Origin of the sequence: Rhodococcus gordoniae, assembly GCF_001646655.1 — a bacterium.
GTDB classification, from domain to species: domain Bacteria; phylum Actinomycetota; class Actinomycetes; order Mycobacteriales; family Mycobacteriaceae; genus Rhodococcus; species Rhodococcus gordoniae.
In genome coordinates this window covers 92,492-102,733 of the sequence record NZ_LPZN01000065.1, presented here as the reverse complement: position 1 = coordinate 102,733, position 10,242 = coordinate 92,492, and the positions used below count along the sequence as shown (strand labels likewise).

The following is a 10,242-nucleotide window of genomic DNA, read 5'->3' as shown; positions in this document are numbered from 1 at the left end:
TCGCGGGCGCGCCCGTACACCTCCGACGAACTGCGGATCTCCGGCAGCATCGACTCCGGGATGCCGAGTTCGGCACAGATCGCCGGATCCCACTGCTGGGTCTCGAGATTCATCAGCAGTGTCCGGGAGGCATTGGTCACATCGGTGATGTGCAGGCCCGGCGGCTGGTCCTCCTCGCCGACACCGCCGGTGAGATTCCACAGGATCCAGCTGTCGACGGTGCCGAACGCGAGATCGCCGGCCTCGGCGCGTTCGCGGGCACCGTCGACGTTGTCGAGGATCCACCGCACCTTCGGCCCGGCGAAATAAGTCGACAGCGGCAGGCCGGTGATCTCGCGGTAGCGATCGGGCCCGGCGTCGCCGGCGAGTTCCTCGACGAGCGTGTCGGTGCGGGTGTCCTGCCAGACGATCGCGTTGTACACCGGTTTTCCGGTGGTGCGATCCCACACCACAGTGGTCTCGCGCTGGTTCGTCAGACCGATCGCCGCGATGTCTCTGCGTCGCAGATCCGCTTTGGCAAGCGCCGCGGCTCCCACCTCACGGGTGTTGAGCCACAGTTCTTCCGGATCGTGTTCGACCCATCCCGACCGCGGGAAGAACTGGCGGTGTTCCTTCTGCGCGATCGACACGATGCGCCCGTCGTGGTCGAAGATGATGCACCGGCTGGACGTGGTGCCCTGGTCGATCGCCGCGATGAACTGGTTCACAGGTGGTCCTCGGGTGAAGGGGACGGCTCGGGTCGGCAACGCTTCCGCTGCGCGCTGCGTCGCTCAAGCTACTAGCCTTGATCGGGATACGTCGGCGACTCACGGGAGCGGGTGCGGTGACCAACCAATCGGGTGTGCAACTCCTCGGACCTCGGCAACGCGCCGACGCCTGGCGTCGGCTCGCCACCGAACAGTTCGACGTCGTCGTCATCGGCGGAGGTGTCGTCGGGGCGGGAGCAGCTCTCGACGCCGCGACCCGTGGTCTGCGGGTCGCGCTCGTCGAGGCCCGGGACTTCGCGTCGGGCACGTCGAGCAGGTCGTCGAAGATGTTCCACGGTGGTCTGCGCTATCTCGAACAACTCGAATTCGGCCTGGTGCGGGAAGCCTTGCGCGAACGCGAACTTGCCCTGACCACGCTCGCCCCGCACCTGGTCAAGCCGCTCGAGTTCCTGTTCCCGCTCACCCATCGGGTGTGGGAGCGGCCGTACGTGGCGGCGGGGATCTTCCTCTACGACCGGATGGGCGGCGCGAAGTCCGTTCCGCCGCAGAAACACCTGACCCGTTCGGGTGCCCTGCGGATGGTTCCCGGTCTCAAGCGGAATTCGCTCGTCGGCGGAATCCGCTACTACGACACGGTCGTCGACGACGCCCGGCACACGATGACGGTCGCCCGGACGGCCGCGCACTACGGTGCGGTGGTGCGCACGTCCACACAGGTCGTCGGTTTCCTGCGCGAGGCGGATCGCGTCTCGGGTGTGCGTGTGCGCGACAGTGAGGACGGGTCGGTCACCGAGGTGCGGGCGCACGCCGTGATCAACGCGACCGGTGTGTGGACCGACGAGATCCAGTCGTTGTCGCGGCAGCGCGGCCGGTTCCGGGTCCGCGCCTCGAAGGGCGTGCACATCGTCGTTCCCCGCGACCGGATCGTGAGCGACTCCGCGATCATCCTGCGGACCGAGAAGTCGGTGCTGTTCGTCATCCCGTGGGGCAACCACTGGATCATCGGCACCACCGACACCGACTGGAATCTCGACCTGGCGCACCCGGCCGCGACGAAGGCCGACATCGACTACATCCTCGACCACGTCAACCGCGTGCTCGTCGTCCCGCTCACCCACGACGACATCGACGGTGTCTACGCCGGTCTGCGGCCGTTGCTGGCGGGGGAGAGCGACGAGACGTCGAAGCTCTCGCGCGAGCATGCTGTCGCGCGGGTGGCGCCGGGACTCGTGGCCATCGCCGGCGGCAAGTACACGACCTACCGGGTCATGGCCGAGGACGCCGTCGATCTCGCGGCCGAGGACATCCCGGCCCGGATCGCGTCGTCGATCACCGAGAAGGTGCCCCTCGTCGGGGCCGACGGGTATTTCGCGCTGGTCAACCAGACCATGCATCTCGCCGAGCAGTACGGTCTGCATCCCTATCGCGTCAAGCATCTGCTCGACCGCTACGGCTCCCTCGTCGAGGACGTGCTGAGCCTCGCGAAGGGCCGGCCCGAACTGCTCGAACCGCTGACCGATGCCCCCCAGTACCTGCAGGTCGAGATGGTCTACGGCGCGGCGGCCGAAGGAGCCCTGCACCTCGAGGACCTCCTGGCGCGCCGGACCCGGATCTCGATCGAGTACCCGCACCGCGGGCTGCACTGTGCGGAGCAGACGGCCCGACTGGTTGCTCCGGTCCTGGGCTGGGACGACGCGGCCGTCGACCGGGAGGTCGCGACGTACCGGGCGCGGGTCGAGGCCGAGATCGAGTCGCAGAGCCGTCCCGACGACGAGTCCGCGGATGCGCTCAGAGCGGCGGCGCCCGAGGCTCGGCCGGAAATCCTCGAACCGGTGCCGATCAAGTAGCCGAGGCGGCGCGCGACGGGTCTCGGTGTGCGACGGGTCTCAGTGCGTGAGCACGACCTTCACGACGACCACGATCGTCGCGATCAGAGCCACTCCCACCGCGGCCACCACGGTCCGGTGGTTCGGTCTGCGGTTCTGCAGCCGGCGCACGACGAACACGGTCGAGCCGATACGGATCAGCACGGCGACCTCGGCGAGGATGTGTGCCGTGCGGGGCTCGAGCCAGCCGATCCAGGCCGTGGCGAGCACGAGACAGGGCAGCACCGCCGACGACAGGATGGGAACCGAGTCGCGAAGTTCCTCGATGCGTTCGCTACGTGAGAGTTGTTCACCCGAACGAACGGACTGGGCGACCGACTCCGCGAAGACATGGGCGATGAACGTCGAGAGCGCGGTGCCGATCACGATCGCGATCCCGATGTACTCGGGTGAGCTCGTGATGGGGACGAGCGCGGCCAGCACCAGGATGTTGCCGTAGACGTAGGCGCTGATGCGGGAGGCCGCCGACTCCGGGGACAGAGGGCGGCGCCGTCCGGACGACAGGTACGAAGGCGTGGACACCTCGATAGCGTGACACAGACCGGGCTCGCCGACCTCGGTGTCGGGCGGGATGTGTCAGGGTGAAACGGCGGTGGGGCGGTGCCGGTTCGCCACGTCCGGGCTGTAGTGCACCGGTGAGTCGCGGCGGTCGAGGGGCGGCAGGTTGCGCCCGGGTGTCTCGAGCAGACCGGTATCGGCCGGGATCCGCCCGCATGCTCGGTCCCAACCGGCACGGGCCCGCGGGTGGTAGCGGTACCGCCACGGCACGAGCTTCGTGCCGAATCCGATCGTGCGGCCGACGAGTGCGTGCAGTGTCTGCTCCGGCCGGCTCCACCGGTAACCGAGCAGCTCGCGCACCGGCGGGTCGTACAACCCGATGGTGAGCCACAGGAAACCGGCGGTCACCGGCGGGCGGATCAGCTTCCAGACCCCTTCGGGGAACCACCGCAGGAAGGGCGGGCGCCCGAGATTCGACAGGTCGAGCACGTCGCGGGTTGCCTTGTTGTCCTCGAGCACGGTGCGGCACATGCGGTCCCAGTACGCGAGGAAGTCCTCCCAGGACTCGGGGACCGGGTGCATCGGCATGCCGTACAGCCGGTACCACTGCACGTGCTCGTCGAACAGCCGGTGCTTCTGCTCGACGGTGAGCGGTCCGTCGAACCACTCGATGGAGACGACGAGACTGTAGAAGAAGGTCGCGTGCGCCCAATAGAAGGTGCCGGGATCGAGCGCGTGGTACCTGCGGCCGTGCTTGTCGACTCCCTTGACGGTGTTGTGATAGCCGCGCACCTTCGCCGCGGTCTCCGGGGCGCGGGCACCGTCGAAGACGACCCCGTAGATCGGGTACAGCGACCGGTAGAGGCGTTCCCATCGTTCGTCGAAGAACGTCGAGTGTTCCTCGACACCGGCCCCGAGCCCGGGATGCATGTTCTGCATCGACCCCGCCCAGGGTCCGAAGAGCATTCCCCGCCATCCGCCGAAATATCTCCACGTCAGCGACTCGGGCCCCAGCGGTTCCGGGGGCGCCGGTCGTGGTGTCGCGGCCTGCGACGACTCGGCGGTGCCGGACCCGGCGGAACCCTGACCACACATGTTGTCAGAGTAGGATTCGGCGGGCATGCAGTCAACGACGGGACGAAACAGAGTGGACACCACGCGCCGCAGCTGGGCGGGCGTCGGCATCGACGAACGCCGTCGGCTGCGCAGGGAACGTCTCCTCGCGGTGGGTGTCGAACTGCTCGGAGCGCCGGACGGCGCGGCAGCGAACGTCCGGGCCGTGTGCCGTGCCGCCGAACTCACCGAACGGTATTTCTACGAGAGCTTCACCGACCGCGACACCTTCGTCCGCGAGGTCTACGCCCACGTGGCCGACCGCGCCCACGACGCACTGACCGATGCTCTGATCTCCGCGCAGGCCACCGGGCGGGCCGAGGCCGCCGTGCGGGCGTTCATGGAACTCATGGTCGACGATCCCGCGAAGGGACGCGTTCTCCTCCTCGCCCCGCTGCGCGAACCCGCGATCGGCAGGCGCGGCATCGAACTCGCACCGACCTTCGTCGCACTCGTGCGCGACCAGCTGCCCCCGGGCGGCGACGACGGTCATCGCCACATGGTCGCCGTGGGGGTCGTCGGGGCCCTCACCAGCCTGTTCATGGGGTACCTCGAAGGAGATCTCGCGGTCTCGCGCGAGGCCCTCGTCCGGCACTGCGTCGCGCTCGTCGAACAGAGCGGTCGGGCGGGATGCCTGCAGGACGATCAGACGGCGGAACCGCCCGGGCGCGGCTGACATCGCGGGCACCGGTAGACCACCCGTTCGGGGTCGGTCGCGGTGCCGATCTCTCCGGACCGGATCGGGGTCCGGCAGCGACGGCACGGCTTCCCCCGACGCCCGTAGACCCACAGAGTGCGACCGGGACGCCGGTCGCCGGTGGTGATGCGCGTGGTCCGGTCGCGGTTGGCGACCAGCAGCCTGTGCGCGAGGTCGATCCACGCCGCCGGGTCGCCGGCCCGCGCAACCGGCGTCCACGGATCGACGCCCCGCAGGAAGCACAGTTCGGAGCGGTACACGTTGCCGACGCCCGCCATGATGCGCTGATCGAGCAGCGCCACCCCGATCGGGCGGTCCGGATCGCGCGCGAGATTCGCCGCTGCGCGCTCGGGGTCCCAGTCGGGACCGAGGAGATCCGGTCCGAGATGCCCCACGGCGTCGTCCTCCCGGTCGCGGGCGAGTACCTCGACGATGCCGAGTTCGAACCCCACCGCCTGGACGTCCTCGGTGCCGAGCACGATGCGGGCCTTGTATCCGGGCTTGCGCCAACGAGTTCCACGCGGGTACACGTGCCATTCACCTTCCATCTTCAGGTGCGAATGGATCGAGACGTCGGCGACCCGGATCAGCAGGTGCTTACCGCGGGAGAGGACCTCGTCGACCGTGTGCCCGGTGAAATCGGCGGTGGCGAAACGCGGCACGCGGAAGTCCGTCTCCGTGAGCACCTGTCCTTCCAGAGCCGTACGGAGGCGGTGCGCGGCGCGGAACACGGTGTCTCCCTCGGGCACGTCAGAACCTCAGCCGGTAACCGCGCGGCGTCGCCGAGAATCCTGCCTCGGCAAGGAAATTGGCGAACTCGTGCCCGTGGATCGAGGCGCCGTCGACCTTCTCGACGACGATCTTGTCGACACCTCCGCGTTTGACGGTCGCGGCGAGGGACGCGCACGCGGTGCGCAACCGGCCCGGGTCGTCGTCGAAGGTGAGCAGGGTGCGACCCCCTCGTTCGACGAACAGCACGAGCGCACCGTCGGCGAGTACCACGAGACCACCGGCCTTGCGGCCCGGCCGGTGCCGCGGGGCGTCATCGTCGGCGGACGACGACGGCCACGGGAGTGCCGCGCCGTACGGATTGGCCGGATCGCAGGCCGCGAGTGTGACGGCCGCGGTCTCCGAGTGCCGGCCCTCGATCGAATCCGAGAACGACCGCAGGCGGTCGACGACCGACGGCGTCGAGAACTGGGCCCCGCCGAGCGAGTCGACGAAATAGCCCCGGCGGCACCGGCCCGTCTCCTCGAAACGGCTGAGCACCTTGTACATCGTCGCGAAACCGCCGGGTACTCCCTCGCCGACGACGACGCCGCGGGTGACCACGCCGTACCGCTCGAGCAGCAGTTCGGCGGTGGTGTGCGCGCGGACCGTCGCGTCGGTCTCGCGGTTCGGCACCATCGACCAGCGCCCGCTCACCGTCGGCGGTCCGGTACGGCTCGGCAGTGTGGGCCGTGCCCGGTACATCCGGGCCCGCGGTGCCCGGCGCGGGGTGCGGTGGGCGGGCTTGGCGCGGGAGGTGTCGCCGATCAGGGCACGCAGCGGGGCGAGGGTGTCGCCCGTGACGTGCCCGCTCCACACCAGTTCCCACAGCGCGTCGGCGACCGTCGTGTCGCTCGCCGTGGTGTGGAGTGCGGTGACCGCGTCGGCAAGTTGCCGGAAGAAATAGGCACCCCCGCCGGACAGCGAGTCGAGGATCGCCTGATGCACCGGACCGAGTTCGATGTCGTCGACCGGTGCCAGGCTCACCGGCGCCAGATCCGCCGGATGCAACGCCACCCACCCGTCCTTCCCCGAGATCGATCCGGCCCCCGACCACAGGACCTCGCCGGTCGTGGTGAGCTCGTCGAGCATCGTCGGTGTGTAGTCCCGCACTCGGGGAGCAAGGATCAGCGGTTCGAGGGCGCTCGCGGGCACCGGCACGCCGGCGAGTTGTTCGACGACGGTGAGAACACCGTCGAGGCCGTAGAGCGCACTCGTGCCCGGCCCGGTACCGAGGTGATGCCAGTCGGGGAGGAACCGTCCCAGAGTCGTGGTGCTGACCGGCTCGACGTCCTGCCGGGCGGCTGCCAGCGACCGGCGCCGCAACCTCCGCAACACCTCGGTGTCGCACCATTCCGATCCGGTTGCGCCCGGACGGAATTCGCCTGCAGTGACGCGCTTCTCGGCGGCGAGCCGGTCGAGGACGGACTCGACGACCGCCGTGCCCAGCCCGAACCGGGCGGCGGCCTGCGCGGTGGTGAACGGGCCGTGGGTGCGGGCGTGCCGGGCGATCAGATCGCCGAGCGGATCGGAGACCGGCTCGACGAAGACGGTCGGCACCCCGATCGGCAGAGGGACACCCAGCGCGTCGCGCAGGCGGGAGGCGTCCTCGATCGCCGCCCACCGGTGCTCACCCGCATACGACACGCGCAGTGCGCGTCGCTGTGCCACGAGATCGTCGATCCACGCGCTCGGATCGTCGGTGGTGCGCTCGCGCAGTTCGGTGTCGGTGAGCGGACCGAGCAGCCTCAGCAGGTCGGCGACACCCTCGGCGTCGCGTGCTCGTCGCTCCGGAGTCAGCCGTTGCAGTTCGTGTTCGGCCTCGGTGATGACGTCGGCGTCGAGCAGTTCGCGCAACTCCACCCGGCCGAGCAGTTCGGCGAGCAGCGTCGAGTCGAGCGACAGTGCCGCGGCCCGGCGCTCGGCGAGTGGACTGTCGCCCTCGTAGAGGAACTCGCCGACATAGGAGAACAGCAGTGACGTCGCGAACGGTGAGGCCGTCGGAGTCTCCACCTCCACCAGACGGAGTTTGCGCTGGGCGATGCTGCCGAGCAGGTCGCGCAGAGCGGGCAGGTCGTAGACGTCCTGCAGGCACTCCCGGACCGTCTCGAGCAGGATCGGGAAGTCCGGATAACGACGAGCGACGTCGAGCAACTGCGCGGAGCGCTGACGCTGCTGCCACAGCGGGGCGCGCTTGCCGGGATTTCGGCGGGGCAGCAGCAGTGCCCGCGCCGCGCATTCCCGGAAGCGGGAGGCGAACAGTGCCGAGCCGCCGACCTGTTCGGTGACGATGTCGTCGATCTCGTCGGTGTCGAAGACGAAGATCTCCGAGCCCGGTGGGGCATCGTCGGTATCGGGCAGGCGGACGATGATGCCGTCGTCGGACGCGGTGGGATGCGATTCGACACCGTAGCGCTCGATCAGACGTGCCCCCACCGCAAGGGCCCACGGCGCGTGTACCCGTAAACCGAACGGCGAGTGCAGTACCAGACGCCAGTCGCCGAGCTCGTCGCGGAACCGTTCGACGACGAGCGTGCGGTCGGTGGGCAGGTGCCCGGTGGCCGTGCGCTGCTCGTCGAGCAACCGGATCAGATTCCCCGTCGCATAGTCGTCGAGACCGCCCTTGCGACAGCGGGTCTCGGCATCCTCCGGTGAGGCGTGCCCCATCTCGCGCAGGAATGCGCCGAGCGCGGCGCCGAGTTCGGCGGGGCGCCCCTGACTGTCGCCGTGCCAGAACGGCAATCGGCCGGGCCGGCCGTAAGCGGGGGAGACCAGCACCCGGTCGAAGGTGATCTCCTCGATCCGCCAGCTCGTCGCGCCGAGCGCGAAGACGTCGCCCACCCGCGACTCGTAGACCATCTCCTCGTCGAGTTCGCCCACGCGCGTGTTCTTCTCGCCCACCATGTACACGGTGAACAGACCGCGGTCGGGGATCGTGCCGCCGGACGTGACGGCGAGTCGCTGGGCGCCGGGCCTGCCGGTGAGGATGCCCGCCGTGCGGTCCCACACGACCCGGGGGCGCAGCTCGGCGAACTCGTCGGACGGATAGCGGCCGGCGAGCAGGTCGAGCACCGATTCGTAGACCCCGCGGGACAGGCTCGCGAACGACCCGCTGCGCCGGACCGTGTCGAACCAGTCGTCGACGTCGACGGGTTCGAGGGCCGTGGCCGCGACCGTCTGCTGGGCGAGCACGTCGAGCGGATTCGCCGGAACCTGCAGGGCCTCGATGTGGCCCTCGACCATCCGCTCGACGGTCACCGCGCAGTGCACGAGATCGGTGCGGTGCTTGGGGAACAGCACCCCGCGCGAGGTCTCGCCCACCTGATGTCCGGCGCGGCCGACGCGTTGCAGACCGCTGGCCACCGACGGCGGGGCCTCGACCTGGATCACCAGATCGACCGCGCCCATGTCGATGCCGAGTTCGAGACTCGACGTCGCCACCACACACCGCAGCCGACCCGACTTGAGGTCGTCCTCGATCAGCGCGCGCCGGTCCTTGCTCACCGACCCGTGATGGGCGCGCGCGAGGACCGGTTCGGCCCCCGCGGACGTGTCGGTCGGCGACCCGAGCTGCGAGGGCGGTGCGCCCTCGTCGTCGACCGGATTTCCCGAGCGGTCGGCATGGATCTCGTTGAGCCGGGCGGTGAGACGTTCGGACAGGCGCCGGGAGTTGGCGAACACGATCGTCGACCGGTGCTCGGTGATGAGATCGACGATCTGTTCCTCGACGTGCGGCCAGATCGATCCGGCCTGGGGAGTGGGGGACAGTGACTCCTCGTCGGGCTCGGAGACCCCGAGCTCGGTCATGTCCTCGACCGGTACGCGGACCGTGAGATCCCACGTCTTCGCCGACGGGGGCGCGACGATCCGGATGGGGGCGGAGCCGGTGAGGAACCGTCCGACCTCCTCGTGCGGCCGCACGGTGGCCGACAACCCGATGCGTTGGGCCGGGGCGCGCAGCAGCCGGTCGAGCCGCTCGAGCGACAGCGCGAGATGCGCCCCGCGTTTCGTACCTGCCACCGCGTGGACCTCGTCGACGATCACCGTCTCGACCCCCACGAGGTTCTCCCGTGCGGACGAGGTGAGCATGAGGAAGAGGGACTCGGGAGTCGTGATGAGGATGTCCGGTGGTGTGCGGGCCAGGGCGCGACGATCGGCTGGGGAGGTGTCGCCGGAGCGCACGCCGACGGTGATGTCGGGTGGCGTCAGACCCAGCCGTTTCGCGGTCTGCGTGATGCCGACCAGCGGGGAGCGCAGATTGCGCTCGACGTCGACGGCGAGGGCCTTGAGCGGTGAGACGTACAGCACGCGGGTGCGGTGTTCGCGTGCTGCGTGCTCGTCCGCCGGGGTGGACGCGAGCCGGTCGAGCGACCACAGGAACGCCGACAGGGTCTTGCCCGAGCCGGTGGGGGCGACGACGAGCGTGTGGGCTCCCGAGGAGATCGCCTCCCACGCGCCGAGCTGGGCCGGGGTCGGGGACTCGAATGCCCCCGCGAACCACGCTCGGGTCGGCGCGGAGAAACGATCGAGGATGTCGGTCACCATCCCATCGTCTACCCGCCGACCGACACAC

At 69.5% G+C, this 10,242-nt stretch carries 7 protein-coding genes; 2 read left to right on the top strand and 5 right to left on the bottom strand.

The genetic code is table 11. The features are described from left to right. Positions 1-707, bottom strand: a 707-nt coding sequence (locus A8G18_RS20465) for an FGGY family carbohydrate kinase (protein WP_245207962.1), incomplete at its 3' end; no start/stop codon positions are given. A 116-nt stretch (positions 708-823) separates the two neighbouring features. Between A8G18_RS20465 and glpD the strand changes: the two genes are divergently transcribed. Continuing rightward, positions 824-2,554 carry a glycerol-3-phosphate dehydrogenase gene (gene glpD / locus A8G18_RS20460; protein WP_064065318.1) on the top strand — a complete coding sequence of 577 codons (1,731 nt, stop codon included), beginning with the start codon at positions 824-826 and terminating at the stop codon, positions 2,552-2,554. A 39-nt stretch (positions 2,555-2,593) separates the two neighbouring features. Here glpD and A8G18_RS20455 read toward each other — a convergent pair whose 3' ends face one another. Continuing rightward, positions 2,594-3,115 carry a hypothetical protein gene (locus A8G18_RS20455; RefSeq protein WP_064065317.1) on the bottom strand — a complete coding sequence of 174 codons (522 nt, stop codon included), beginning with the start codon at positions 3,113-3,115 and terminating at the stop codon, positions 2,594-2,596. A gap of 54 nt (positions 3,116-3,169) precedes the next feature. After that, the gene (locus A8G18_RS20450; RefSeq protein WP_280747648.1) at positions 3,170-4,186 is read right to left on the bottom strand and encodes an oxygenase MpaB family protein; all 1,017 of its coding nucleotides are present in this window, start codon (positions 4,184-4,186) and stop codon (positions 3,170-3,172) included. Positions 4,187-4,238: 52 nt separating this feature from the next. Here A8G18_RS20450 and A8G18_RS20445 point away from each other — a divergent pair, with 52 nt between their 5' ends. Beyond that, positions 4,239-4,880, top strand: a complete 642-nt coding sequence (locus tag A8G18_RS20445) for a TetR/AcrR family transcriptional regulator (RefSeq protein WP_115311483.1) — start codon at positions 4,239-4,241, stop codon at positions 4,878-4,880. On the opposite strand, the gene A8G18_RS20440 is transcribed toward A8G18_RS20445, so the two are convergent. Further along, the gene (locus A8G18_RS20440; RefSeq protein WP_064065315.1) at positions 4,850-5,650 is read right to left on the bottom strand and encodes a DNA-formamidopyrimidine glycosylase family protein; all 801 of its coding nucleotides are present in this window, start codon (positions 5,648-5,650) and stop codon (positions 4,850-4,852) included. The genes A8G18_RS20445 and A8G18_RS20440 overlap by 31 nt on opposite strands. A gap of 1 nt (position 5,651) precedes the next feature. Beyond that, positions 5,652-10,214 (bottom strand): ATP-dependent helicase, encoded by a 4,563-nt coding sequence (locus A8G18_RS20435; protein WP_064065314.1) that lies wholly within the window; start codon positions 10,212-10,214, stop codon positions 5,652-5,654. Positions 10,215-10,242: the final 28 nt, after the last annotated feature.